Below are 26,047 nucleotides of genomic sequence, written 5' to 3' on the forward strand. Positions count from 1 at the left end.
CTGCGGTGCCGTCGGGTACCCTTGGCGGGATCAGCTTCGGTTCTGGGCGAGGTGCAGATATCGCTCGTTGAACTCCGCCGCATCGCGCAGCCGGGGCCAGTCGATCACGCTGACCTGGCGCTTCTTGCGCGCGATCAGCCCATCGGTTTCGAGCGACTTCAGCACGCGGTTGACGTGCACCGGGGTCAGCCCGAGCGCGTCGCCGAGCTGTTCCTGCGTCATCGGTAGTTCATACGCCATGTCGGCGCCCGCGGACGTCCTGAACCGTACCGAGAACTCGCACAGCAGATGCGCCAGGCGGGAGCGGGCATTGCGCCGGCCGATATTGAGCAGCCATTCGCGGTGGATCGACGATTCGATCAGCGCATCGATCCACAACGCTTCGCCGGCCGCGCGGCAGGACGTGACCAGCTCGCGCAGCGCGGAGATCGGGATATCGGCCAGCGTCAGCCGGGTCAGCGCCTGGATGTCGTGATCCGATTCCTCGAGGAACAGGTTCTGCAGATCGGCGAATTCGCCCGGCATGATGATCGACACGATCTCCCGCTCGCCGTCAGGCGTGAGCTTCTGGCGATAGGCCAGGCCCTCGATGATGAACGCGCACCGGGTGGGATGCTGGCCTTCGCGGAGCATGTAGGTCGACGGCTCGATCGTCCGCACCTTGAACGGCAGGGCCGCGACGAGTGCGCGATCGGCAGCACTCATCGTCACTCGCGACGCAAGTTTTCGAATCAATTGATCAGTCACGATGGAGATATCCACGTGTACGCTCCGCATCCAGGGCAGGAGCATTTCCCTCGCTGTCACCATTGTCGGGATAGCGCGTCGTGAAAGAGGCGACCTTATCCCAGGATTGAGCTCTCCGACAAAACCCATGTTATCGAGCCAACCCGGAAGCCGACGTTCCAGGACCGTCGCAGGCGACGCCGCGATTGCCCGTCACGACGTTGCCGGGATCGGTTTGGCGGCGCGGTCAGGATCCGTCGTCGGCCGGGTCGGTCGCAGTCACCAGCACGCTCAACAGGACGGTGTCGGCTTCATCCCGAACCACGACGGCGAACCGACTGCCGTCCCATACGATGTCGGGATGATCGCGGAGATAGTCGCCGGCGAAGATCACCGCCTGGACTCGCGCATCGTCATCGCTCTCGAGGTCCGTGCCCACCTCGTCGACATCATGCCGGTGATTGTCGATGTCGAAGAAGTATCTCGGCATGCTGGATTTCCTCGACGACGTGCCTGAGCACCCTACTGCGATGCCGGAGCCGCCGCTTTCACTAAAATCAGGTTTTGCCAGACGCATGCGACGCTGGCCTCGGCGCTCGACTTGGGTCGGTGCAAAGGCGTAGGACTCGGAAAACACGCAGAGGATCCGCCCCATGAAACTGGCCAGCCTGAAGAATCCCGACACCAAACGCGGACGAGACGGCACGCTCGTCGTCGTCTCCAACGACCTCGCCTGGTACGCCGATGCCAGCCACATCGCGCCGACGCTGCAGGCCGCGCTCGACGATTGGGACCGGCTGTCCATCGACCTCAAGAACCTTTCGACCGATCTCGAGCACGAGATGATTCCGATGCGTCGCTTCCACGAACATGACGCCGAGTCGCCACTGCCGCGCGCGTATCAATGGGCCGACGGCTCGGCGTACGTGAATCATGTTGCGCTCGTGCGACAGGCGCGCGCGGCCGAGATGCCCGACAGTTTCTGGCACGATCCGCTGATGTATCAGGGCGGCTCGGATGGGTTCCTTGGTCCGCGCGATCCGATCCCGCTCGGCGACGAAGCCTGGGGTTGCGACATGGAGGCCGAGGTCGTCGTCGTTACCGGCGACGTCCCGCTCGGCGCGAGTCGCGAGGAGGCGTTGGCCGCGATCCTGCTGGTCGGACTCACCAACGACGTGAGCTTGCGCAACCTGATCCCCGGCGAACTCGGCAAGGGCTTCGGCTTCTTCCAGTCGAAGCCGGCCAGCGCGTTCTCGCCGGTCTTCGTCACCCCCGACTCGCTCGGCGACTGGTGGAAGGACGGCAAGCTGCACCGGAAACTGATGGTCGACCTCAACGGCCAGCCGCTCGGTCGCGCCGAGGCCGGCGAGGACATGACGTTCGATTTCGGCACGCTGGTCGCGCACGCTGCGAAGACCCGAAAGCTCGGCGCGGGAACGATCGTCGGCTCCGGCACCGTCTCGAACCGCGGCCCCGATGGCGGCCCCGGCAAGTCGGTAGCCGAGGGCGGCGTCGGCTATTCCTGCCTCGCCGAAGTGCGGACGATCGAGACGATTCAGGGCGGCAAGCCCGTCACGCCGTTCCTCAAGCAGGGCGACGTCGTCCGCATCTGGGCGGAAGACGACAAGCGCCATCCGATCTTCGGCGTGATCGAGCAGACCGTCGGCGGCTGAATTCTGCGGAGGGGGAGAAAAAATCCGCGCGGCACATCGTGAATGCGCAACTCCCCCTCGCAATCTGCGTTGAAATTTAATAACAAGCCTCGGTAAGAGTGTTCCGCGGTCACAGCGGCCTCATGGAGATGGAATGACGATGGCAAGCGAGCATCCGCGCGCCAATTTGCAGCCACTTACGCTGCATATCCCCGAGCCGAAGTTCCGCCCCGGCGACGCGGTGGACTTCGCCGAAGTCGACGTGCCGCCCGCCGGCGAAGCGCGCCGCCCCGACACCGCGGACAAGGCGTCCGACTTCATCGATCTCGCCTATACGCTGGTCCGCGTGCTCGACGACGACGGCAATGCGGTCGGGCCTTGGGATCCGAAGCTTTCGCCCGACGTGATGCGCCGCATGCTGCGCAGCATGGCGCTGCTCCGCGCGTTCGACGAGCGCATGTTCCGCGCGCAGCGGCAGGGCAAGACCAGCTTCTACATGAAGGCGCTCGGCGAGGAGGCGGTCGCGGTCGCGGCGGCCTATGCGCTCGATTACGAGGACATGTGCTTTCCCTCGTATCGCCAGCAGGGGCTGTTGATCGCACGGGGCTGGAGCCTCGTCGACATGATGAACCAGATCTATTCGAACACCGCGGATCGGCTCGGCGGCAAGCAGTTGCCGATCATGTATTCGGTCAAGGAAGCCGGGTTCTTCTCGATCTCGGGCAACCTCACGACGCAATATCCGCAAGCCGTCGGCTGGGCGATGGCGTCCGCCGCGAAGGGCGACACGCGGATCGCCGCGACTTGGTGCGGTGAAGGCTCGACTGCCGAGGGCGACTTCCACTCGGCGTGCACGTTCGCCGCGGTGTACCGCGCGCCGGTGATCTTCAACGTCGTCAACAACCAGTGGGCGATTTCCAGCTTCTCCGGGTTCGCCGGCGCCGAGGCGACGACCTTCGCGGCGCGCGCGGTCGGCTACGGCATCGCGGGCTTGCGCGTCGACGGCAACGACGCGCTGGCAGTCTACGCCGCGACCGAATGGGCCGCCGAGCGCGCGCGGACCAACCAGGGCCCGACACTGATCGAGCACTTCACCTACCGCGCGGAAGGTCATTCGACCTCCGACGATCCGGGCCAGTATCGCAGCGAGGGCGAACCCAACGCCTGGCCGCTTGGCGACCCGATCAAGCGCCTGAAGGACCACCTCATCGCGATCGGCGAATGGGACGAGGAGCGCCACGCGGCACAGGACAAGGAGCTCGCCGAGCAGGTCAAGGCCGCGCAGAAGGAAGCCGAGAAGAACGGTATCCTCGGCCACGGCCTGCACCAGCCGCTCGAGTCGCTGTTCGACGGCGTGTTCGAGGAACTGCCCTGGCATCTGAAGGAGCAACGCCAGCAGATGCTCGACGAGGAAACGGCCAGCGGCCGTCCATGGGATCGCAAGGCATGAGCGACATGACGCAAGCACCCGAGTCCGGAGCAGCGGACGCCGAGCCCACCACCCGCATGAACATGATCCAGGCGATCAACTCCGCCATGGACATCATGATGGAGCGCGACCCCGACGTGATCGTCATGGGCGAGGATGTCGGCTATTTCGGCGGCGTCTTCCGCGCGACCGCCGGGCTCCAGGCCAAGCACGGCAAGACCCGCGTGTTCGACACCCCGATCACCGAATGCGGCATTATCGGCGTCGCGGTCGGGATGGGGGCGTACGGCCTGCGTCCCGTCCCCGAAATCCAGTTCGCGGACTATATCTACCCCGCGCTCGACCAGCTCGTCTCCGAAGCCGCGCGACTTCGGTACCGCTCCGCCGGCGAGTTCACCTCGCCGATCACGGTGCGCTCGCCGTTCGGCGGCGGCATCTTCGGCGGCCAGACGCACAGCCAGTCGCCGGAAGGGCTCTTCACGCATATGTCGGGCATCAAGACGGTGATCCCTTCGACGCCGTATGACGCCAAGGGCCTGCTGATCGCCGCAATCGAGGACAATGATCCGACGCTCTTCTTCGAGCCCAAGCGCATCTACAACGGCCCGTTCGACGGCTATTGGGATCGCCCGTCGCAGAACTGGTCGAAGCATCCGGCCGGCGAAGTCCCGACCGGCTATTACAAGATCGAACTCGGCAAGGCGAAGATCGTCCGCGCGGGCGAGGCGCTCACCATCCTGGCCTATGGCACGATGGTCCATGTCTGCGCAGCCGTCGTCGCCGAGGCCGGGATCGACGCCGAGATCGTCGACCTGCGCACGCTCGTGCCGCTCGACATCGAGACGATCGAGGCGTCGGTGAAGAAGACCGGCCGCTGCATGATCGTCCACGAGGCGACTCGCACCAGCGGGTTCGGCGCGGAGCTGTCGGCGATCGTCCAGGAACGCTGTTTCTACCATCTCGAGGCGCCGATCGAGCGCGTGACCGGGTTCGACACGCCGTACCCGCACAGCCTCGAATGGGCGTATTTCCCGGGGCCGGTCCGCATTGGCGAAGCCCTGAAAAAGATCATGAAGGACGCATAATGGCCCGCTTCACCTTCAAGCTGCCGGACATCGGCGAAGGCATCTCCGAGGCCGAGATCGTCGCGTGGCACGTCGCCATCGGCGACCGCGTCGAGGAAGATTCGCCGATCGCCGACATGATGACCGACAAGGCCACCGTCGAGATGGAGTCGCCGGTGACCGGCGTCGTCGTCGAACTCGCGGGCGAAGTCGGCGACCAGGTCTCGATCGGCGCCGCACTGGTGGTGATCGAAACGGACGCGGTGGATGCCGCGGACGAAGTCGTTGCCGCGCCGCTTACGTTGGCGCAGGCGGAAACAGCCGAACAATACGAAGCCGAGAACCCGGGCGTCGAAGAAGTGGTCGAGACACCTCCCTCTCCCCTCCGGGGAGAGGGTCGGGGTGAGGGGCAGCCCCAGGCGGAAACGCCGGCAACTGCCCCAACCCCTCACCCCGGCCCTCTCCCTGCCGGGGAGAGGGAGCAGAAGGCGCAAGCCGTTCCTGCGGCTGAGGCGGAGCAAAAGTCCCACGCGCTCGCATCCCCCGCAGTCCGCGCCCGCGCGCGCGACCTCGGCATCGACCTCGCCTCGGTAAAGACCGACTCAGACCGAGTCCGCCACGCCGACCTCGACGCCTATCTCCGCTACGGCTCGGGCGAAGGCTACCACCCCCCGCACCCATCACGCGCCCGCGAAGACCAGCCCATCAAGGTCATCGGTATGCGCCGCCGCATCGCCGAGAACATGGCCGCATCGAAGCGCGCCATCCCGCACTTCACCTATGTCGACGAGATCGACGTCACCGCCCTCGAAGCGATGCGCGCCGACCTCAACGCCAACCGCGGCGGCCGCCCCAAGCTGACGATGCTGCCGCTGATGATCGTCGCGATCTGCAAGACGATCCCCGACTTCCCGATGCTTAACGCGCGCTACGACGATGAGGCCGGCGTGGTCACGCGCCACGGCGCCATCCACCTCGGCATGGCCGCGCAGACCGACGCCGGGCTCACCGTCCCCGTGATCCGCGACGCGCAGGACCGCAACGTCTGGCAACTCGCGACCGAGATCACGCGCCTCGCCGAAGCCGCCCGCGCCGGCAAGCTCGCCCCCAACGAAATGGGCGGCGGCACGATCACGGTAACCTCGCTCGGCCCGCTCGGCGGCATCGCCACGACCCCCGTCATCAACCGCCCCGAAGTCGCGATCATCGGCCCCAACAAGATCGTCGAACGCCCGGTCTTCCGTTCTGATGGAAGAGGGGGCGACGAGGTCGTCCGTGCGAAACTGATGAACCTGTCGATCAGCTGCGACCACCGCGTCGTCGACGGCTGGGACGCGGCAAGCTTCGTCCAGGGTCTCAAGAAGTACCTCGAAACCCCCGTCCTGCTCTTCGCCGACTGAGCGAGCATGAAGGGCATGCACCGCGGAGACCTGACGATCGAGGGTAAATTCGAGGGCATGCTCGACGGCACCGCGATCGTCCCGGCCGGCGCCACCGCCGAGATCGCCGGGATGATCGATGGCACCCTGATCGTCGAACCCGGCGCAACGGTGCTCATCAGCGGCATGGTCGACGGTGAGATCATCGATCGCGGCGGGCAGATCACCATAACCGGCATGGTCAGCCGCTAACCGCCACGCCCCTACGCAGCGGAAGCGAAGAACCCAGACAATCCTCCCCCGCCAGGGGGAGGTGGCAGGCAAAGCCTGACGGAGGGGGCGGCAAGCGGAGCAGCTGTTTAGGTTACGCCTTACCCGCGAGCCTTCTGCAACGACCCCGCGATACGTCGCGCAAGACTCCGCGGCGTAAACCGTATCCCCTCGGCCATCGCGAAGTTCAGCGCACCCGACACCTTCACCGCCCGGTTTGCGGCCAGCGCCGCCAACCCGTCGCGCACCACCGCCGCCGGATCGCTCGCCAGTCGCTCGAACAGCGCGGTGTCGCCAAGCCCCGCCACATCGGCGAACTCGGTCCGCGTCGGCCCGGGGCACAGCGCCGCAACACGCACGCCCTTGCCCTTCACCTCCTCATGCAGCGCCTCGGAAAAGCTCAGCACGAACGCCTTGCTCGCATAATAGACCGCCATCCACGGCCCCGGCTGGAACGAGGCGACCGAGGCGAGGTTGAGGATCCCGCCAGACCCGCGCGCGATCATCTGCGGCAGTACGGCATGCGTCAGCGCCACCAATGCACGGCAATTGAGGTCGATCATGCCCAGTTGCAGCGCGCTATCGAGCTCCGCGAAATCGCCCCGTGCACCGAACCCCGCGTTGTTGACGAGTATGTCGATCGGCAACGCGGCGGCTGCGATGGCAGCAATGAGCGTGTCCGGACCAGCCTGATCCGCAAGGTCGGCAGCAAACACATGCACCGTGACGCCGTGCGCCGCACGCAGTTCGGCCGCCAGCGCTTCCAACCGATCGACCCGACGCGCCGTCAGGATCAGGGCATTGCCCTCGGCCGCAAGCGCCCGCGCAAAACCTTCGCCCAACCCCGCCGATGCGCCGGTGATCAAAGCCGTCGTCATAGCCCCGCACTCCTATCCTAGGAGCTGTGAACCTGCGCCGCCGCCAATGTCTTGGCAACTACACCCTCTCCCATCGGGGAGAAGGAAGGGGCTCGCGGCGTCTTCGCCGTGGGAAGGGTGAGGGCACGCCACGTCGGTGCGCGCGTCAAACGATCTCGAACAACCCCGCCGCGCCCATGCCCCCCGCGGTGCACATCGACACCACGACATAGCGCACCCCGCGCTTGCGCCCCTCGATCAGCGCATGCCCGACCAGCCGCGACCCCGTCATCCCGAACGGATGCCCCACCGCGATCGCGCCGCCGTTGACGTTGTACTTCTCCGGATCGATCCCGAGGAAATCGCGACAATACAGGCACTGCGATGCGAACGCCTCGTTCAACTCCCAAAGCCCGATGTCACCAACCGCCAATCCCGCCCGCTCGAGCAGTTTCGGAATCGCGAAGATCGGCCCGATACCCATTTCCGCCGGGCTGCAACCCGCCGCCTGGAACCCCCGATAGATGCCCAGGATATCCTTGCCCTCGGCCTCGGCCGTCTTGCGATCCATCAGCAGTTGCGCCGACGCGCCGTCGGACAGCTGGCTCGCATTGCCCGCGGTCACGCTCGACCCCGGCCCGGAGAACTCGCCGCCCGGCCACACCGTCTTGAGCCCGCGCAGGCCCTCCAGCGTCGTGCCGGCGCGAATGCCTTCGTCCTGCGATAATGTGACGCTTTCGATCCCGGCATGCGCGCCCTGCTTGTCGTAGAGCGCCTTCTCGACGGTGATCGGCACGATCTCCTCGGCGAACGCACCATTGGCGACGCCCGCGGCAGCACGCTGCTGGCTCATCGCGGCGTATTCGTCCTGCGCCTCGCGACTGATCCCATATTTATCCGCGACGATCTCCGCGGTCTCGATCATCGGGATATACGCCGCCGGCTCCTTCGCGACGACGCTCGCATTGACGAAGCGCGGCGCGTCCTTCGTCACGGTATAGCTGATCGACTCCATGCCGCCGGCGAGCGCGACATCCGCCTCGTCGCAGATGATCGTCCGCGCCGCGAGCGCCACCGCGGTCAGTCCCGACCCGCACTTCCGATCGAGCGTGAACGCCGGCACCGACTCCGGCAGCCCACCCGCAAAGATCGCCATCCGCCCGGCATTGCCGCCCTGCGTACCCCATTGGTTGCCGACGCCCCAGAAGACCTCGTCGATCCGCGCCGGATCGATCCCCGCGCGCTCGACGACGGCGTTCATCACGTGCCCCGCCAGCACCGGCGCCTCGGTCGCGTTGAACGCACCACGATACGCCTTGCCGATAGCGGTACGGGCAGTCGAGACGATGGCGGCTTCACGCATGCTGGAACCTTTCGAGGATCGGGTATGCCGCTGCTCTAAGCGGTACCGAGCGTTCGCGAAAGCCCTGTTAGGGAACGCGTGCCAGCCACCCGCCGGTAAAGCCGGCACGGTCCAGACCGCGGCGGATGTGCGGGTTCTTGCGCATCGTGTTCCACACCATGCCGGTGCGCCAGTTCTCGATCATCGCGACGATCGGCCCCTGGTCGATACCCAGATAATCGACGTCGACCCAGCCGACCCCTGGGACGATCCGGCCGTGCTTCAGCGGTTCCCCCATCTCCGTCAGCGTCGGGTTGAACGCGTCGAAGAACCCGTATTTGCCGAAGATGCCCTTGCCGTAGCGATCGTGCATCGCAGTGATCGCGGGGATGACGATATCGGGTGCGAACACGATCGAGCCGGCGGCGGCGGTCGGCGCGAGCGTGCCGTCGTCGCGCGCGCCGGGGCCCCGTTCCGAATAGCTGAAGAACTCGCGCGGGCGACCGGCGAGCGTCGCCTTGAAGTCACCCGGCCCATCGCACGCGGTCAGACCCCAGACGTCCGGGCCATAGCCTGCAAAGCCGCCGGCATTGGCGATCGCATAGTCGCGCTGGGCGACCGTCGCGCGCTTGCTGTTCTCGAAATAATCGATGTCCTTGGTCGCGATATACGGATCGCGGATGCCGCGGAAATCTACCCAGACATGGCTGTACTGGTGGACGAACATCGGCGGATAATGGAGATGATCGCCGCGCCACGACGGCTCGAACTTCTCGGTCAGCGCACCCCAGGTCGACGGCGGCAGCGGATGCGTCGGCGAGCCCAGCGCGAGCAGATACATCAGCATCCCCTCGTTGTAGATGTTCCAGTCGCTCGGGATGAACCCGCTCTCGGGGTGCCAGCCCATCGACAGGAACGGCGCGCGCGGCGTGATCCAAGCCCAGTCGACCGCACCGTAGATCTGGTCCGCCAGCGCGCGGATCCGCTGTTCCCCGGGGTGATCCGCATCGAACCAGCTCTGCGCGAATAGCATGCCGGCGAGCATCAATGCGGTATCGATCGTCGACAGTTCCGCGCGCGCGAACCGCTGCCCCTTGGTGACGCCGAGGAAGTGGTAGAAGAATCCCTTATACCCGCTGTTGCCGGTCGGCTCGGGCCCCATCGGTGCGGCGGCGAAGAACTCCAGCGTGGCCAGCGTCCGCGCCCGCGCCTGTTCGCGCGTGATCCAGCCGTTGACGACGCCGATCGGGTAGGCGGTCAGCGCGAACCCGACCGCGGCGATCGACGAGAAGGACGGCGTCGGCCAGCGATCGAGCGCAAGCCCGCGGACCGGATCGGTCGTGTCCCAGAAATACAGGAAGGTCCGCTCCTGCAGATTGTCGAGGAGCGGGTTGGCGGACGGTGCCGGGGAGGGGGTGATACCCGCAACGTCTTGAAACGCTTTGACGATCGGTCGCCCGACCGATGTACACCCTGCCGTCAGTCCGCCAAGTGATAGTGCGCCGGTGCCCAGAAACTGCCGTCTGTCGAGCATGGATACTCCTGATCGGGGACCGCCGATGGCGGCAGGCGACCGACATGGCCGCCCGCCGATGAACGCATCAGAAACGATATCCGACCCGGAACTGGAAGCGGCGGGGCAGGGTCAGGAGGTTCGCCGGTATGTTGGACGCAGGGTCGAACGTATAGCTCTGACCGACGCCCAGATAGCTCGCATAGCCGTCGTAGTTCTTGTTGTTGAACGCGTTCAGCAGGTCGACGGCGACGTTGATGTTGTGCGTATTGAACACCTTGATGTTGTTCTGGAGCGTCAGATTGACCTCGCAGAACGCGAACACGCTGCCGAGGCAGTTCTTCGGACGGTACAACGACCGCGTAACCTGCTGGTTGACGCTGGTGCCGGCCGACTGGTCGAACAGCTGGAAGGCGGTGCCGCTGCCCAGCGTCGTCAGCGTCGAGAACTGGAAGCCGAGCGGCAGATCGGCGATGCCCGAGATCACGAACCGGTGACGCTCGTCCTGGCCCGCGATCGGGCGCCAGCCATAGGCGCGCGGCGTCACCTCGTCGAGGCTGAACAGATCGCCGCCGTCCTGCTCCGCCTTCGACAGCGTATAGGCCAGGTTGAAGCCCCAGCCCGACGACACGGTGTAGTCCTTGTCGATCGTCACCAGCAGCGCCTTGTAGCGCGTCCGCAGGCCGTCATAGCCGATCAACACGTTGCCGAACCCGTTCGCGCGCGGGATCGTCGTATCGCAGCACGATCCGTCCGCATTACGCGTCGCGAACAGGTGCGTGTAGCCGTTCTGCCCGCGAACGTACGATCCCGTGACCGATGCGCGGAAAATGCCGAACTTCTGGCGCAGGCCAAGGCTGAACTGATCGGTCGACGGTGCCTTCGCATCGTTCTTCACGGCGAAGAGTTCGGGCAGGCCGGTCTGCGCGGTCTGGCGCAGCGCCAGCAAGCCGTCGCGCGTCAGATAGCTGTTGTTCCAGACCACCGTCGGGTTGCCGTCGCGCGGCTGGCCATCGCGGGAGAAGTAGAAGACGCCGGTCTGGTATTGCAGGCGGAATTGCTCGTCGAGCGTGTTGTTGAACACGTTGCGATCGAAATATTTGCCGTAGCCGCCGAACAGCACGGTCCGCTGATCGTCGTTGAAATCATAACTGAAGCCGATCCGCGGCTGGAACATGTCTTTCCGCGTCGGACGATCCGTGCCGTCGGTGATATAGTCTGCGGGATCGAAATAGTCGGTCCTGGGCAATGCGTTCAACGTCGCGACCGCCGCCGCCGGGGTGCGGTATTTGTTGTTGAACAGGTTGCTCTCGTAATCCCAGCGCAGGCCGAGGTTCAGCTGCAACTTGTCGGTGACGTCCCAGTCATCCTGCAGATACAGGCCGAGCTGCGAGTTCGAGGCGATGATCCGCGGGTTGCCGACGCCGATCTGCGCGGTCGCCGGGAAGCTGAAGTCGAGCCCCTTGGTCGCATCGGTCTGGAAGAAGTAGCGCGGCTGGACGAAGAAGTTCTTGGTGAAGTCGTAATCCTGGAACGCGAACCGGATACCGCCCTTGATGACGTGGTTGTCGAGGCCGTTATACGTGAAATCGTCGCGCAGCGTGTAGCTCTGCTGGCTGATCCGCTGCGTCGAATCCTTGCCGCCGAAGGTGATCACGCCCTGATATTCGAAGCTCGAATCGTCGGGGTTGAGCGACGACGGATTATAGACTGTGTCGAGGTAGGTGAGGTTGGCCTCGTTGACGAAGCTGTCGCCGGTGTAGGTCCATTTGTACGTATAGGTGTCGGTCTTGTTGATCTTGTTGACCGCCGCCGAATACGCGATGTTGGGCGAGCCGAAATTGGCGCCGAACCCGGTGACGTCGGTTTCCTCGCGGCGGCTGAACGACAGGTCGAACACCTGGCGCTCGTCGGGCGTGAAGGTCAGCTTGCCGAAGTAGAAATCGCCGCGATACGGGCTGACGTACGTGCCTTCATACTGGCCGAACCGGGCGAGGTTTTCCGGGGTGCGATTGCCGACGGTCACGCTCGAGGCGCGATCCTGGTCGTTGCCTTCGTACGCGCCGAAGAAGAACAGCTTGTCCTTGATGATCGGGCCGCCGAGCGACACGCCGTATTGCTTGCGCTCGAACTTGGGTTTGCCGCGGCCGGCGCGCTGGTCGATGATGCTGGCGGCGGTCAGGCTGCGATCGGTATATTGGCCGAACGCCTCGCCGTGGAAATCGTTGGTGCCCGACTTGGTGATCGCGGTGATGATCGCCGACCCGGCCTGTTCGTATTCCGCCTTGTAGTTCTGCGTCAGCACGCGGAATTCGCCGACCGCGAGCTGCCCGAACGGGTTGCCGCGGCTGTCGGTCTGGCCGGCGATGCCGCCGAGCGTCTGGCTCTTCAGGCTGGTGCCGTCGATGAAGACGTTGACCTGGCTCGCGGGCGAGGCGCCGGCGGTGATGCCCTTGTTGGTCTCGCTGTCGTTGTAGCGGACGCCCGGCGCGAGCGCGGCGAAGGTCAGGAAGTTGCGATCGCCCTGCGGCAGGATGCGGATCTGGTTCTGGCTGACGTTGGTCGCGACTTCGGAGGTCTTGGTCTCGACAAGCTTGCCCGCGGTGACGACGATCTCGCCGCCTTCGCTTGCGCCACCGGTGGTCGTGCCGCCCTCGGCGGTCGCGCCGACAGCAGGGGCCGTGGCGGTCGGCGCGGCGAGGACGGCGTCGAGTGTCGCGGACTGGCCGACGCCGACCGAGATACGCTGTGCCGAAATCTTGCCGTCGGGACCGGTGAACGTGATCGTGTAGGTGGCGGGGCGCAGGCCGTTGAGCACATAGCTGCCAGTCGCGCTCGTCGTCGCGCGGAACGTCTGGTTGGTCCCGTCATTGACCGCGACCACGGTTGCGCCCGCGACCGTCGCTCCGGCCGCGTCGCGCACCTGTCCACGGATCGCGGCGGTCGTCGTCTGCGCAGTCGCGGACGTGCTCAGCGCTACCGATCCAAGGATCGTCGTCGTCACCAGCGCAGCGCGCAGCGCCGCGACCATCATGGTCTTCATCTCGAATATTCCCCTGCGTTGGATTGCAGAGCGGCATAAGGCATGGGTGCATCGCTGGCGGCTGTCCGGGCACGTCGTGCCTGCCCCCCTGATGCTGCTCGCGACGGTCGCGACCCCATGGTCTAGGTCCTCTCCACGGGCCGCTCCCAATGGATACGGCTCCGGCAGCACGCATGTTTGCATGGCGGCCGGTACGAAGTCCCTACGCCCGGTCCTCCGGCTCTGCCAATGGCCTGAGGATCTGGCCGGGGATTTCGACGACGGCCCGTGTCATAATCGCCACAATCTTCGTTAGGGATGTGATGTTTGACAAGGATGAGACTGCAATGACCATGGATGCGCTGACACTGTCCGGCGTGAATGTTGCCCGCGACGGCCATGTCGCGATCGTCACGTTCGCGCGCGCGCCGCACAACTTCGCCGATCTCGCGCTGATCGAGGCGATCGGTGCCGCCTTCGCCGCAGCGGATGCGGACCGCGAAGTGCGCGCGATCGTGCTCCAGTCGGCGGGCAAGGTGTTCTGCGCCGGCGCCGACCTCGTCAATGCCAACCCGGTCGCGGGGGAACGCACCGAGGGCGAACGCAACCCGTTCTACGTCGCCGCCGCCAAGCTGTTCGCGGTCGAGACACCGGTGGTCGCGGCGATCCAGGGTGCAGCAGTCGGGGCAGGGCTCGGCCTCGCGCTCGTCGCCGATTTCCGCGTGGCCTCGCCCGAGGCGAAGTTTGTCGCCAACTTCGTCCAGATCGGCTTTCACCCGGGGTTCGGCATTTCCGCGGTACTGGAGCGCGTGATCGGTCGCCAGCGCGCGTTGTTGATGGCGCTGACCGCGCGCCGCATCCGGGCGGAGCAGGCTGAGGCCTGGGGTTTGGTGGACGCAGTCGTTCCGGCGGACCGGTTGCGCGGGGAGGCGTTGTCGCTCGCAAGGGAAATCGCGGCGGGTGCGCCGCTCGCGGTCGGCTCGACGCGAAAGACGATGCGCGGAGACCTGTTCGCTTTGGTCCAGTCGCAGACCGATCACGAACTCGCCGAACAGGCCTGGTTGCAGAAAACCAACGACTTCGCCGAGGGTGTACGCGCCGTCAGCGAGCGCCGTCCCGGCAATTTCACCGCCACCTGATTGTTCCCCCGCGAAGGCGGGGGCCCAGTCTGGGCTGCCGCCTTCGCGGTAGAACAATCTTCAAGCGCGGCCGCCCCTCACTTCATCAAAACGAGCTCTTCCGCCATCGTCGGATGCAGCGCGACGGTCGCGTCGAAATCGGCCTTGGTCAGCCCGGCCTTCACCGCGACCGCGGCGGACTGCAGGATCTCGGGGCAGTCCGGCCCGATCATATGGATGCCGACGACGCGGTCGGTCTCGCCGTCGCAGATCATCTTATACAGCGAGCGCTCGTTGCGGCCCGCCAGCACGTTCTTCATCGGCCGGAAGTCCGAGGTGTAGACCTTCACCGAGCCGAGCGCCTGCTTGGCCTGCGACTCGGTCATGCCGACGCCGGCCATTGGCGGGTGGCTGAACACCGCGGCGGGGACGTTGGCGTAATCGACCCGCGTCGGCTTGTTGCCATAGAAGGTGTCGGCGAACGCCTGCCCTTCGCGGATCGCGACCGGGGTCAGCTGGATGCGGTTGGTGACGTCACCGACCGCGAAGATCGAAGCGCAGCTCGACTTGTTGTCCTCATCGACGATCACCGCACCGGCAGCATCCATCTCGACGCCGGCGGTTTCGAGCCCGAGGCCCTTGGTGTTGGGCAGGCGACCCGTGGCGAACATCACGAGATCGACGGTGATCGGCTCATGCCCGCTCATGTGGACGGTGAGGCACCCGTTCGAATCCTTCTCGATGCGCTCGAACGCGGCGTTGAAGCGGAAATCGATGCCCTTGCTCATCGAGATCTGGAGCAGGCGGTCTCGGATCGATTCGTCATAGCCGCGCAGGATGACGTCGGTACGGTTGACCAGCGTCACGTGCGATCCGAACTGGTGGAAGATCCCGGCGAACTCGTTGGCGATATAGCCGGCGCCCGCGATCAGCACGCGCTTCGGCACGTCGTCGAGATGGAAGACCTCGTTCGAGGTGATGCCGTGCTCGGCACCGGGGAACTCGGGCACCAGCGGATGCGCGCCGACCGCGATCAGGATCTTCGCGGCGGTCTTCGTGGTGCCGTCGGCGAGCGTGACTTCGTTCGGCCCGGAGACGACCGCGCGCTGGTGGATGATGTCGACATGGTTGTTCTGCAGCGTGGTCGTATAGGCGCCGTTGATCCGGTCGACCTCCTCCATCACGTTGTCGCGCAACGTCGGCCAGCTGAACGCGCAATCGTCGGGCACCTGCCAGCCGAACCGCTTCGCGTCCTTCAGATCCTCGGCGAAGTGTGCGCCGTAGATCAGCAGCTTCTTCGGCACGCAGCCTCGGATCACGCAGGTGCCGCCGACCCGGTACTCCTCGGCGACCGCGACGCGCGCACCGTGTGCGGCGGCAACGCGGGATGCACGCGTCCCGCCCGAGCCTGCGCCGATGACGAAGAGGTCATAGTCGAATTGGGTATCGGTCACGGATTTGGTGTCGGTCACGGGCAGTCCTCGTACGTCGCGTGCCGCTGGGGAGCGGCTTTGCATGCCATCTGGGGCAGGGGGCGCGAGGCGGCAACCCCGGCGCGGCGATCACGCTGATCGGTTGGGTCTATCGCTGGCCGGCTTTGCGCATCGGCATCGCGTCGATCGTTTGCTCCAGAGCGGCGGCGGGGAAGGGCTTGGCGCTGCGCAGTTTCTCGCCGCCGTCCTTGCCTATGAGGATTGCGGTGAAGGTGGCGGGGAGGTGGTATTTGCGGCGGAGCACTGAGGCTGGATCGCCCGCGCCACGGACCGTGTCCCCAACGATTTCGACAACGGTGAGATCGCGGGCGGCGGCGTGGGTCTTCCAAGCGGCCAGGATACGACGTTGCTCGGCGAGCGCGGGCTCTTCAGCGGTCGAGGCGGAGACGATCAACACACGCCGCTCCCACTTCATCTGAGCGATGGTGGGAGAGGCGGCAAGCGCGACGGCAAGAAATAGAGGCATGAGGGTGTAACGCCTCAGCCCCTGGAGTTCTCCCGCGCCCTCTAGTTCTCCCGCGAAGGCGGGAGCCCAGGGTCACAAGCGCTGTGGGTGGTATCCTGGGCCCCCGCCTCCGCGGGGGAACAAGAAAGAGGTTTCCTCTCGGAATTACCCAAACGCGCGCTTGATCAGATCATCCGTCGACGGATCGAACGTCTGCCCGCCCTTCTCAGCGGCCTTCGCCATTTCCTTCCCCAGCTCGACCCCGAACTGGTCGAACGAGTTGATCCCCAACAGCACCCCGTTCACGAACACCCGGTGCTCATAAAACGCGATCAGCGCGCCCAAAGTCCGGGGATCCAGATCGTCCAGCAGCAACGTCGACGAAGGCCGATCGCCCGAATAGCTCCGCGCCGGGTCCTCGACCTGCTTGCCCGCCATCAACGCAGCACCCTGCGCGAACGCGTTCAGCAACAGCGCTCGGTGATGCTCCTCAGGCAGCGTATCGCCGGGCTCAATGACCGCGATGAACTCGACCGGCACGAGATGCGTGCCCTGGTGGAGCAGCTGGAACACCGCATGCTGCGCCTCGGTGCCCACCCCACCCCAGGTGATCGCAGCCGAAGGACGCCCGAGCGGCTGCCCGTCGACCGTCACCGACTTGCCGTTCGACTCCATCTCGAGTTGCTGCAGATAGCTCGGCAACAACCGCAACCGCTCGTCATACGCGAACGGCGCGCGCGTCTCGGCGTGGCGGATCTGCGTGTAATACAGGTCCGCGAACGCCGCGAGCGCAGGCGCGTTCTCATGCAGCGCCGACAGCCGGAAATGGCGATCCATCTCGGCCGCACCCTCGAGCAGCTCCTCGAACCGGTCCCACCCCAGCGCGATCGCCGCCGGAAACCCGATCGTCGACCACAGCGAATAGCGCCCACCGACGCTCTCCGCGAACGGCAGGATACGCGTCTCGTCGACGCCCCATTCCATCGCCTTCTCAGGGGACGCGGTCAGCGCGATCACGCGGCCATAGGGGTCCTCGACATTATGCTCGGTCATCCACTGCAGCACGCTTTCGGCGTTCATCAGCGTTTCGGTCGTCGTGAAGGTCTTCGACGCGACCACCAGCAACGTCGCCGCCGGATCGAACTTCGCGAACACGTCCTCCAGCGCCACGCCGTCGACATTGGCGACGATCGCCACGTCGTAGCGCTTGTCGTCACGCCCCAGCGCATCGACCAGCAACTGCGGCCCCAGCGCCGACCCACCGATCCCGACATGCAGGATATGCCGGACCGGACCCAGCGCCTCCGCCTCGATCGCATCGATCAGCGTCCGCATGCGCTGGTGGCTCGCCTGCGCGATCGCGACGCTCTCGGGCTTGCCCTCGCCGCGCTCGGCAGTGTGCTCGACCGCGCGGCCCTCGGTGACGTTGACGACCTCGCCCGAGAACAGCGCTTGGCGCTTGCCCGACAGGTCCTGCGCCTTCGCCATCTCCTCGAACGCGGTGACCATGTCGGTCGTCAGGTGAGTCTTGGACCAGTCGAAGTGGATCCCCGCGACGTCGAGGCTCAGCTTCGAAAGGCGCTCCGAGTCCGCTGCGAACAGGTCGGTCAGCTTGGTGGCGGGCAGGGCTTCGATCTTGGACCAGTCGGCGGTCATGCTGCTTCTCCGAATAGACGTGTGCGCCGGTCATGCTGCAAGCGCGAGACCGCGACAACGCTCTTTCGGTGACACGTATCCCGCACACGCTTGACGATAGGCGCGGTCTGCGCAAACCCGCGCACATGGCAAATGACGTGAAGACGAAACCCAAGCGGTCCGAAACAAGCGAAACGTTCCGCTTCCTGCTGAAGCTGGCCGTGGTCGTGCTGATCCTGCGCAGCTTCATCTTCGCGCCGTTCAGCATCCCGTCCGAATCGATGCTCCCCAGGCTGCTGATCGGCGACTATCTCTTCGTGTCGAAGTGGAACTACGGCTATTCGCGCTGGTCGCTCCCCGCCGGCGCGCCGCTGATCCCCGGCCGCATCTTCGGCAGCACGCCGACCCGCGGCGACGTCGTCGTCTTCCGCGCGCCCGAAGTGCTCGACCACGACGTCATCAAGCGCGTCATCGGCCTGCCCGGCGAGACGATCCAGATGCGCCAGGGCACCGTCTACCTCAACGGCAAGGCGATCCCGAAGCTCCGCATCGCCGACTTCACGATCCCGCTGACCGCCAATTTCAACGCCGAGAAATGCGGCGCGCCGTTCGTTGATGTGGTGAACAACGTGCAAATCTGCCGCTACCCCCGCTTCCGCGAAACGCTCCCGGGCGGCCGCAGCTACGAAGTCCTCGACCAGGCCGAACTCCCCGACCGCGACGACACCGGGCTCTACACGATCCCCGCCGGCCACATCTTCGTGATGGGCGACAACCGCGACGACAGCGGCGACAGCCGCTTCCCCGCGCCGCAGGGCATGGGCTACGTCCCGCTCGAGAACGTCGAGGGCAAGGCGGTCGTCAATTTCTTCTCGACCGACGGCGATGCCGAATGGTTGAAGCCCTGGACGTGGGTCAGTGCCGCGCGCTGGAGCCGTATCGGGGAAGGCTTTTGAGCGACCTCGCCGGCTGGCTGAAGACGCTCTTCGGCCGCGCACCGACCAACCTCGCCCCCTATGAGCGCGCGCTGACGCACGGGAGCCAGGCCGCCGCGAACTACGAGCGACTCGAATTTCTAGGCGACCGCGTCCTCGGCCTGATCATCGCCGAGTGGCTCTACGAACTGTTCGCGACCGACCCCGAGGGCTCGCTGTCGAAACGCCTCAACGCGCTCGTGACCGGCCCCGTCTGCGCCGACGTCGCCCGCGAGCTCGGCGTCCGCGCGCACCTCAAACTCGGCAAGCAGGCCCGCGACGACGGCGCCAGCGACAGCGACAACGTGCTCGGCGACGTGATGGAAGCGCTGATCGGCGCCTGGTATCAGGAAGCCGGCCTAGACGCCGCGCGCGCCTTCGTCCGCGGCGCATGGGGAGATCGCGTTCAAGCCGGCGCAAAGGCCCCCCAACACCCCAAGTCCGCGCTCCAGGAATGGGCCGCCGCGCACAACCGCAAGCCCCCAGAATACACCATCGTCGAACGCACCGGCCCCGGCCACGCCCCGAAATTCACGATGCTGGTGTCAGTCGGCAAACTCGCCGAAGCGACCGCGACGGGCTCCAGCAAGCAGGAAGCGGAGACCGCCGCGGCCAAGGCGCTGCTAGAGAAGCTCGGCTGAGAAGGCAGTTTTGTTCGCGCAAAGGCGCAAAGGCGCGGAGGGGTTTCGAGCGGTGATCAGGTCTCGCCCCAAACGGCTCCGAGATATTCGGCGGCGCATGATTACGGCGTGCACGAGCCCCACCCACACCACCTCCGCGCCTTTGCGCCTTTGCGCGAACAAAACTGCCTTCTTCGACCTTCTCGCGACGCGATGACGGACGGCCATTTTCCCTGTACAGCCGAACGCAACACCAGTTCGAAAAGAGCATATGTGACTGAAACGAATACCAAGCCCGATACCAAGCATTGCGGCCTAGTTGCCATCGTCGGCGCGCCGAACGCGGGCAAGTCGACGCTCGTCAACGCGCTCGTCGGCCAGAAGGTCGCGATCGTCAGCCCCAAGGCGCAGACGACGCGCGCAAAACTGATGGGCGTCGCGATCGAGGGCGACACGCAGATCCTGCTCGTCGACACCCCCGGCATCTTCGAGCCCAAGCGCCGCTTCGACCGCGCGATGGTCGCCGCCGCCTGGGGTGGCGCGGAGGGCTCCGACATCATCGCGCTGGTGGTCGACGCGAAGGGCGGGATCGGCGGCAAGGTCACCACGATCGTCGAGTCGCTGGTCGGCCGTACCGAGCCGATCTGGCTGATCCTCAACAAGGTCGACCTCGCCGACAAGACCAAGCTGCTGATCCACGCCGAGAAACTGAACGCGCTGCTGCCGTTCGCCGAGACGTTCTTCATCAGCGCCGGCACCGGCGACGGCCTCGCCCACTTCAAGACGCAGCTCGCCAAGGCGATGCCCGAAGGTCCGTGGCACTACCCCGAGGATCAGGTATCCGACTCGACCGAGCGCGCGCTGGCGTCCGAAGTCACGCGCGAGCAGCTCTATCTCCAGCTCCACGCCGAACTCCCCTATGCGAGCACGATCGAGACCGAGCAGTATATCGAACGCCAGGACGGCAGCCTCGAAATCCACCAGCAGATCCTCGTCGAACGCCCGACGCAGCGCGCGATCGTGCTCGGCAAGGGCGGTGTCCGCATCAAGGAAATCGGCGCCCGCTCCCGCATCGAACTTGCCTCGATCACCGGCAAGCCCGTCCACCTGTACCTGCACGTAAAGGTCAAACCCGGCTGGGATGAAGACCGCGAAATCTACCGCGACATGGGCCTCGACTGGGTGGATTAGGGTTCAACAGAACCCAATCAAAAAGCCCCCCCCGGCGAAGGCCGGGGCCCAATTGAGGGACGTTTGTAACTGCGGACAGCATTCCGTTACTTCGACCTTTCCAATTGGGCCCCGGCCTTCACCGGGGTGGCGTAGAGTTCGCAAAATAATGTTCCGCCGTGAAGGCGGGGGTCCAGTCTGGGCCCCCGCCTTCACGGGGGAACAATCTCGGATCAGTATTTCGCTATCCGATCCCGCAATAGTAAAACCGTTGCGCGACCGCCCGGTCGAAACTGCGCCGCCATCTTACCCGGGCATGCTATCGTCCCCACGCCCGCTCAGCCGGACGAGGACCACACGATGCCGACCATGATCGGTGCGACCTCCGCGATCCGCTACGACCAGCTTCCTCTTTCCCCGGTCGCGTGGGATTTCGGCCTGTTCCAGCTCAGATGGTACGCGCTCAGCTACATTGCGATGATCGCCCTGGGCTGGTGGTATCTGCGGAAAATGTTGAGGAGATCCGGCGCGCCGATGGCCGAACGCCATGTCGACGACCTCGTCTTCTACCTGACGGTTGGGATCATACTCGACGGTCGCCTCGGCTATTGCCTGTTCTACCGGCCCGAAATCTGGCGCGATCCGCTGGACGTGCTGAAACTCTGGCAGGGCGGCATGTCGCTGCATGGTGGATTCCTCGGCGTGATCGTAAGCCTGATCGTGTTCACCCGACGCCATCGCCTCTCGCTGCTCCGCGTCTGCGACTATGTCGCGTGCGCGACGCCGTTCGGCCTCGTGCTGGTGCGGATCGCCAATTTCGTGAACGGTGAGTTGTGGGGCCGGCCGAGTTCGCTGCCCTGGGCGGTGATCTTCCCCGGCACGCAGGACGGCATCCCCCGCCACCCCAGCCAGCTATAAGAAGCCGCGCTCGAGGGCGGCGTCACCATGATCGTGCTCGCATATCTGTTCTGGCGCACCGACGTGCGTCTCCGCCCGGGGCGGCTGCTCGGCACCGGACTGATCCTCTACGGCACCGCGCGCTTCCTGCTCGAATTCGTCCGCCAGCCCGACGCCGGGCTCGATCACCTGTGGTGGGGGCTGACGATGGGGCAGACGCTGAGCGTGCCGATGATCGTGGCGGGTATCTGGTTCTGGACGCGGTCCTATACGCGATCTTCGGTCACACCAGTGTCTGCCTGACTATCGGCCCAGCACCTCGTCTACCCAAGCCGGCACCAGTACGCCCGCCGCGCCGATACGCGTCTGCTCGAAGAACACGCTCCCCATCGACGGATCCAGGTTCAGCTCCAGCGTTTGCGCGCCGTGATACGCCGCGGTCTGGACGAACCCAGCCGCCGGATACACCGCGCCCGAAGTACCGATCGACACGAACAGATCCGCCTTCGCCAACGCGGTCTCGATGCGCTGCATCTGGTACGGCATCTCGCCGAAGAAGACGATGTCCGGCCGCAGCGCCGGCGACCCGCACGCGCCGCACACCGACCCCTCAGGCAACGCCCCCGTCCAAGGCTCGCGCGCGCCGCAAACGGCACACAGCGCCGACAACAGCTCGCCATGCATGTGCAGCATCCGCGTCGCGCCCGCGCGTTCGTGCAGGTCGTCGACATTCTGCGTGACGATCAGCAGCTCGCCCTCCCAAGCCGCATCCAGCCGCGCCAGCGCATGGTGCGCCGCGTTGGGTTCGACCGTCGCCAGAGCCGCGCGCCGCAGATCGTAGAACCGATGCACCAGTTCGGGATCCGCCCCGAGCGCCTCGGGCGTGCAGACGTCTTCGACACGGTGGCCTTCCCACAAGCCGCCCGGCCCGCGGAACGTCGCGATACCGCTTTCCGCCGAGATGCCCGCGCCCGTCAGGACGACGATGTTTCTGATATCCTGCATCGCCGAGATCTAGGCCGTGCGTCGTGGCCCGGATAGTGGCTGTCACGTCGACATCGCGGCCATCTGCGTGCCGGATAGCGCTTTGCGCCCGGTTGTCGTCTTGCAGCGTTGAGCAACACCGACCAAGCCACCTTGGCCGCTCCAACCTGATCGCCGAGGCCATCGCGGCGTCGCGCGCTCCGATACTCGAAGGATTCGATGCGATGTTGACGAAAAAGCTGATGCTGCTGGGCGGCGTGATCGCGGTCCTCGGCGGCTGTGGTCAGACGACTTCTACGGACTCGAACACCACGACCGCAAACATCGCCATGGGCAACACCAGCGCCGCGGCGAGCGCGACCCCGGCGGTCAACCGCGTCCGCGGCGTCATCACCGCGATCGGCACCGACGCGCTGACCGTCCAGACCTATGACGGCAAGTCAGCTACCGTGCCGCTCGATGCCAACACCAAGTTCGCCTGGGTGGTGAAGTCGGACCTGTCGACGCTCAAGGACGGCGATTTCATCGGCACCGCGACGACCGGCCCCGACGACGCCCTGCGCGCGGTTGAACTGGTCATCTTCCCCGAGGCGATGCGCGGCACCGGCGAGGGCCATTATCCCTGGGACGTCCCTGGCGCAGTCGCGGCTGCGGGCGGCGGCTCGAACGGGTCCAGCGCGATGACCAACGGCACCGTCGACGGGCAGAGCGCGATGACCAACGGCACGGTCGATGGCCAGAGTGCGATGACCAACAGCACGGTCGCGCAGCAGAGCGGTATGACGAATGGCACGGTCACAGGTGGCGCGGGCAAGCCCGGCGAGACCAAGCTGAGCATCTCGTACAAGGGTGGCAAGGCCCAGGTTGTTGTCCCCGTCGGCACGCCGATCGTCCGGTTCGAGCCGGCCGGGCGCACGGTCCTCGCCAAGGGCCAGAAGCTGTTCGCCATCGTCTCGACCGATTCCGCAGGCGCCAAGTCGGTCGCAGTCGGCAAGGACGGCTTGACCCCGCCGATGTAATCGCGCCGATGCACTATGTGCCCCGCCAGTGATGCAGGGGCGCTGGCAATGAAGGCGGGCTGGAATGATCGCAGGGTCAGTCCAGCCCGCTCTCGTTTCATACGGTAAGTCTGTTGTCCGCGTATGCGTGGTGGCAGCGCGCACGTCGGGTCATGACCTGATCCAGACGTTGTCAGCTTACCGTGCGCGACCGACGACCAAAAAAAACGGCCCGGCGGGAGATCCGCCGAGCCGCCGAGGGTCCGTCCAGGGAGCTTCACTTCGCCTCGACGTTACGGCGGTGTAATCCATATCAGTGCGATAGGAATAGGCGACCTATCGATCGGCGACGAAACGCCTTGAAAACAAGACGAGATCTCGAGCAGTCAAGTACAGAAAAAATATCTCGCTGCCCCTGTTCGTACAACGACTAAAAACTCCCCCGGGACAGGGGAGTAGTATTGTCAAACTTCCCAAAAAAGTCAGCAATCGCCTTGATGCGCTCGCTGTCCCAGGCAGTTATTGGGCGTTCGTCGTACCATTCGACAGCTCGGCATTGCCGATGTCGGTATCGTTGGCTGTATCGATGCCATCGACCGCGGAGAAGTTCGCATCCGAATCTTCGACCACCGTGTTCGTCTCGAGCGAGCTCGTGTTGGCCGTATCGGCAGTCTTGTCGCAGGCAGCGAGGCCAAGGCCGAGGACTGCAAGTATCGGAACGAATGCGATCTTCTTCATGGATAATCTCCGTGTTGATCCAGGCCGAGCGTCGTGTTGCTGTGCACAACAAAGTGTTTCGGTAGCAAAGGCTACAAGGGACTGACATCACGCGCAATACCCTATCGGCGGGATGGGATATCGACGAAGCCGCGCGCTTCCTCCGCGTCGCGAACGCCGTTAAGATGCGCGCACATCCGTATCTCAAAGGCGCTGCATGACCGTCATCACCGAAGCCGACCTGATCGAAAGCGTCGCCGACGCGCTCCAGTTCATCAGCTACTACCACCCGATGGACTATATCCGCGCGCTGGGCGTCGCGTACGAGGCCGAGCAGAGCCCCGCCGCCAAGGATGCGATCGCGCAGATCCTCACGAACAGCCGGATGTGCGCGGAGGGCCACCGCCCGATCTGCCAGGACACCGGGATCGTCACGATTTTCGTCAAATGGGGCCAGGATTGCCGGTTGGAGTCGACCCGCTCCTTGCAGGAGGTCGTCGATGAGGGCGTGCGGAAAGCCTATCTCAATCCCGAGAACAAGCTGCGTGCGTCGATCCTCGCCGACCCCGCCTTCACGCGTCGCAACACCAAGGACAACACGCCGAGCGTGATGCATGTCGAGATGGTGCCCGGCAACACCGTCTCGATCGACGTCGCGGCGAAGGGCGGCGGCAGCGAGAACAAGTCGAAGTTCAAGATGATGAACCCGTCCGACTCGATCGTCGACTGGGTGCTCGAGATGATCCCGCAGATGGGCGCCGGCTGGTGCCCGCCGGGCATGCTCGGGATCGGCATCGGCGGCACTGCCGAGAAGTCGATGATCCTCGCCAAGCAGTCGCTGATGGGGTCGATCGACATGGCACAGCTGAAGGCGCGCGGCCCCAGGAACGACATCGAGGCGCTGCGGATCGAGATCTACGACAAGGTCAACGCGCTCGGCATCGGCGCGCAGGGGCTGGGCGGACTGTCCACCATCCTCGACGTGAAGATCTTCGACTGGCCGACGCATGCCGCGTCGAAGCCGGTGGCGATGATCCCGAACTGCGCCGCCACCCGCCACGCGCATTTCGTGCTCGACGGCTCGGGCCCGGTGTATCTGGAGGCGCCGAAGCTGGAGGAATGGCCCGACGTCAACTGGACGCCCGACAAGGCCGCGATCCGCGTCGATCTCGACACGCTGACGCCCGACGTCGTGCAGACGTGGAAGCATGGCGATCGCCTGCTGCTCAACGGCAAGATGCTGACCGGGCGCGACGCGGCGCACAAGCGGATCAAGGACATGCTCGATGCGGGCGAGCCGCTGCCGGTCGATTTCAAGGGTCGCGTGATCTATTATGTCGGCCCGGTCGATCCGGTCGGCGAGGAAGTCGTCGGACCTGCGGGGCCGACGACGGCGACGCGGATGGACAAGTTCACGCGGATGATGCTCGACCAGGGCCTGCTGGCGATGGTCGGCAAGGCGGAGCGCGGCGGCGATGCGACCAAGGCGATCGCCGAGGCCAAGTCGGCGTATCTGATGGCGGTCGGCGGGGCGGCGTACCTGGTCGCGCGCGCAATCAAGGGATCGAAGGTCGTCGGTTTCGCGGATCTCGGGATGGAAGCCATCTACGAGTTCGAGGTCAGCGACTTCCCGGTGACCGTCGCGGTCGATTCCGCGGGCGAGAACGTCCACCAGCTTGCGCCTTTGGTGTGGCGCGAGAAGATCGCGCGCGAGGGGTTGCTGACGCCGGCGTGACGATGCG

The 26,047-nt window shown here is 65.4% G+C and carries 22 protein-coding genes and 1 pseudogene; 12 read left to right on the forward strand and 11 right to left on the reverse strand.

The features are described 5' to 3' along the window. Positions 1-30: 30 nt before the first annotated feature. Both O6Y00_RS15730 and O6Y00_RS15735 read right to left on the reverse strand, forming a co-directional pair. Complete coding sequence (locus tag O6Y00_RS15730) at positions 31-705, reverse strand: Crp/Fnr family transcriptional regulator (RefSeq protein WP_353443533.1); 675 nt, start codon at positions 703-705, stop codon at positions 31-33. Between the two features lie 268 nt (positions 706-973). Continuing rightward, the gene (locus O6Y00_RS15735) at positions 974-1,216 is read right to left on the reverse strand and encodes a DUF6894 family protein (RefSeq protein WP_353443534.1); all 243 of its coding nucleotides are present in this window, start codon (positions 1,214-1,216) and stop codon (positions 974-976) included. Between the two features lie 163 nt (positions 1,217-1,379). Here O6Y00_RS15735 and O6Y00_RS15740 point away from each other — a divergent pair, with 163 nt between their 5' ends. The 5 genes from O6Y00_RS15740 (at position 1,380) to O6Y00_RS15760 (ending at position 6,502) form a co-directional block, all read left to right on the forward strand. Then, the gene (locus tag O6Y00_RS15740) at positions 1,380-2,399 is read left to right on the forward strand and encodes a fumarylacetoacetate hydrolase family protein (protein WP_353443535.1); all 1,020 of its coding nucleotides are present in this window, start codon (positions 1,380-1,382) and stop codon (positions 2,397-2,399) included. A gap of 139 nt (positions 2,400-2,538) precedes the next feature. After that, entirely contained in the window at positions 2,539-3,828 is a 1,290-nt protein-coding gene (locus O6Y00_RS15745) for a thiamine pyrophosphate-dependent enzyme (RefSeq protein WP_056490339.1), read from the forward strand. A 56-nt stretch (positions 3,829-3,884) separates the two neighbouring features. After that, positions 3,885-4,892, forward strand: coding sequence for an alpha-ketoacid dehydrogenase subunit beta (locus O6Y00_RS15750; RefSeq protein ID WP_056053047.1), 1,008 nt, complete (start codon positions 3,885-3,887; stop codon positions 4,890-4,892). Then, positions 4,892-6,271, forward strand: a complete 1,380-nt coding sequence (locus O6Y00_RS15755; protein ID WP_353443536.1) for a dihydrolipoamide acetyltransferase family protein — start codon at positions 4,892-4,894, stop codon at positions 6,269-6,271. The genes O6Y00_RS15750 and O6Y00_RS15755 overlap by 1 nt, the downstream gene beginning before the upstream one ends. 6 nt (positions 6,272-6,277) lie before the next feature. Continuing rightward, on the forward strand, positions 6,278-6,502 hold the full coding sequence (locus O6Y00_RS15760) for a polymer-forming cytoskeletal protein (protein WP_353443537.1): 225 nt from the start codon (positions 6,278-6,280) through the stop codon (positions 6,500-6,502). A gap of 119 nt (positions 6,503-6,621) precedes the next feature. Here the strand turns inward: O6Y00_RS15760 and O6Y00_RS15765 are convergent, their stop codons facing one another. The 4 genes from O6Y00_RS15765 to O6Y00_RS15780 form a co-directional block, all read right to left on the reverse strand. Then, the gene (locus O6Y00_RS15765) at positions 6,622-7,398 is read right to left on the reverse strand and encodes an SDR family NAD(P)-dependent oxidoreductase (RefSeq protein ID WP_353443538.1); all 777 of its coding nucleotides are present in this window, start codon (positions 7,396-7,398) and stop codon (positions 6,622-6,624) included. 145 nt (positions 7,399-7,543) lie between these two features. Then, positions 7,544-8,740 carry a thiolase family protein gene (locus O6Y00_RS15770; protein ID WP_353443540.1) on the reverse strand — a complete coding sequence of 399 codons (1,197 nt, stop codon included), beginning with the start codon at positions 8,738-8,740 and terminating at the stop codon, positions 7,544-7,546. Positions 8,741-8,807: 67 nt separating this feature from the next. Then, positions 8,808-10,253, reverse strand: coding sequence for a glucoamylase family protein (locus O6Y00_RS15775; protein ID WP_353443541.1), 1,446 nt, complete (start codon positions 10,251-10,253; stop codon positions 8,808-8,810). A 67-nt stretch (positions 10,254-10,320) separates the two neighbouring features. Beyond that, positions 10,321-13,275: a TonB-dependent receptor gene (locus O6Y00_RS15780; protein ID WP_353443542.1), complete on the reverse strand. Its 2,955-nt coding sequence runs from the start codon at positions 13,273-13,275 to the stop codon at positions 10,321-10,323. A 326-nt stretch (positions 13,276-13,601) separates the two neighbouring features. Here O6Y00_RS15780 and O6Y00_RS15785 point away from each other — a divergent pair, with 326 nt between their 5' ends. Next, complete coding sequence (locus tag O6Y00_RS15785; RefSeq protein ID WP_353443543.1) at positions 13,602-14,393, forward strand: enoyl-CoA hydratase/isomerase family protein; 792 nt, start codon at positions 13,602-13,604, stop codon at positions 14,391-14,393. A 77-nt stretch (positions 14,394-14,470) separates the two neighbouring features. On the opposite strand, the gene gorA is transcribed toward O6Y00_RS15785, so the two are convergent. The 3 genes from gorA to pgi form a co-directional block, all read right to left on the reverse strand. Then, a complete protein-coding gene (gene gorA, locus O6Y00_RS15790; RefSeq protein ID WP_353443544.1) occupies positions 14,471-15,844 on the reverse strand; it encodes a glutathione-disulfide reductase in 1,374 nt (457 codons plus the stop codon). A 109-nt stretch (positions 15,845-15,953) separates the two neighbouring features. Next, on the reverse strand, positions 15,954-16,331 hold the full coding sequence (locus O6Y00_RS15795; protein ID WP_353443545.1) for a DUF4174 domain-containing protein: 378 nt from the start codon (positions 16,329-16,331) through the stop codon (positions 15,954-15,956). 144 nt (positions 16,332-16,475) lie between these two features. Next, positions 16,476-17,966, reverse strand: a complete 1,491-nt coding sequence (gene pgi, locus O6Y00_RS15800) for a glucose-6-phosphate isomerase (protein ID WP_353443546.1) — start codon at positions 17,964-17,966, stop codon at positions 16,476-16,478. Positions 17,967-18,091: 125 nt separating this feature from the next. Here pgi and lepB point away from each other — a divergent pair, with 125 nt between their 5' ends. From lepB to lgt, 4 genes and pseudogenes are all read left to right on the forward strand, one after another. Next, entirely contained in the window at positions 18,092-18,901 is an 810-nt protein-coding gene (lepB, locus tag O6Y00_RS15805; protein WP_353443547.1) for a signal peptidase I, read from the forward strand. After that, positions 18,898-19,560 carry a ribonuclease III gene (rnc, locus tag O6Y00_RS15810; protein ID WP_107954640.1) on the forward strand — a complete coding sequence of 221 codons (663 nt, stop codon included), beginning with the start codon at positions 18,898-18,900 and terminating at the stop codon, positions 19,558-19,560. The genes lepB and rnc overlap by 4 nt, the downstream gene beginning before the upstream one ends. A 252-nt stretch (positions 19,561-19,812) precedes the next feature. Continuing rightward, positions 19,813-20,730: a GTPase Era gene (era, locus tag O6Y00_RS15815; RefSeq protein ID WP_353443548.1), complete on the forward strand. Its 918-nt coding sequence runs from the start codon at positions 19,813-19,815 to the stop codon at positions 20,728-20,730. Positions 20,731-21,069: 339 nt separating this feature from the next. Further along, a pseudogene (lgt, locus tag O6Y00_RS15820) lies at positions 21,070-21,909 on the forward strand (prolipoprotein diacylglyceryl transferase). On the opposite strand, the gene O6Y00_RS15825 reads toward lgt, so the two are convergent. Then, complete coding sequence (locus tag O6Y00_RS15825) at positions 21,910-22,611, reverse strand: NAD-dependent deacylase (RefSeq protein ID WP_353443550.1); 702 nt, start codon at positions 22,609-22,611, stop codon at positions 21,910-21,912. Positions 22,612-22,814: 203 nt separating this feature from the next. On the opposite strand from O6Y00_RS15825, the gene O6Y00_RS15830 reads away from it, so the two are divergent. Beyond that, the gene (locus O6Y00_RS15830) at positions 22,815-23,609 is read left to right on the forward strand and encodes a hypothetical protein (RefSeq protein WP_353443551.1); all 795 of its coding nucleotides are present in this window, start codon (positions 22,815-22,817) and stop codon (positions 23,607-23,609) included. A gap of 498 nt (positions 23,610-24,107) precedes the next feature. Here O6Y00_RS15830 and O6Y00_RS15835 read toward each other — a convergent pair whose 3' ends face one another. Next, complete coding sequence (locus O6Y00_RS15835) at positions 24,108-24,326, reverse strand: hypothetical protein (protein ID WP_353443552.1); 219 nt, start codon at positions 24,324-24,326, stop codon at positions 24,108-24,110. A gap of 196 nt (positions 24,327-24,522) precedes the next feature. Here O6Y00_RS15835 and O6Y00_RS15840 point away from each other — a divergent pair, with 196 nt between their 5' ends. After that, positions 24,523-26,040: a fumarate hydratase gene (locus O6Y00_RS15840; RefSeq protein WP_353443553.1), complete on the forward strand. Its 1,518-nt coding sequence runs from the start codon at positions 24,523-24,525 to the stop codon at positions 26,038-26,040. The last annotated feature ends 7 nt before the right edge of the window (positions 26,041-26,047 follow it).

This window comes from Sphingomonas faeni, assembly GCF_040407565.1.
Classification (GTDB): domain Bacteria; phylum Pseudomonadota; class Alphaproteobacteria; order Sphingomonadales; family Sphingomonadaceae; genus Sphingomonas; species Sphingomonas faeni_F.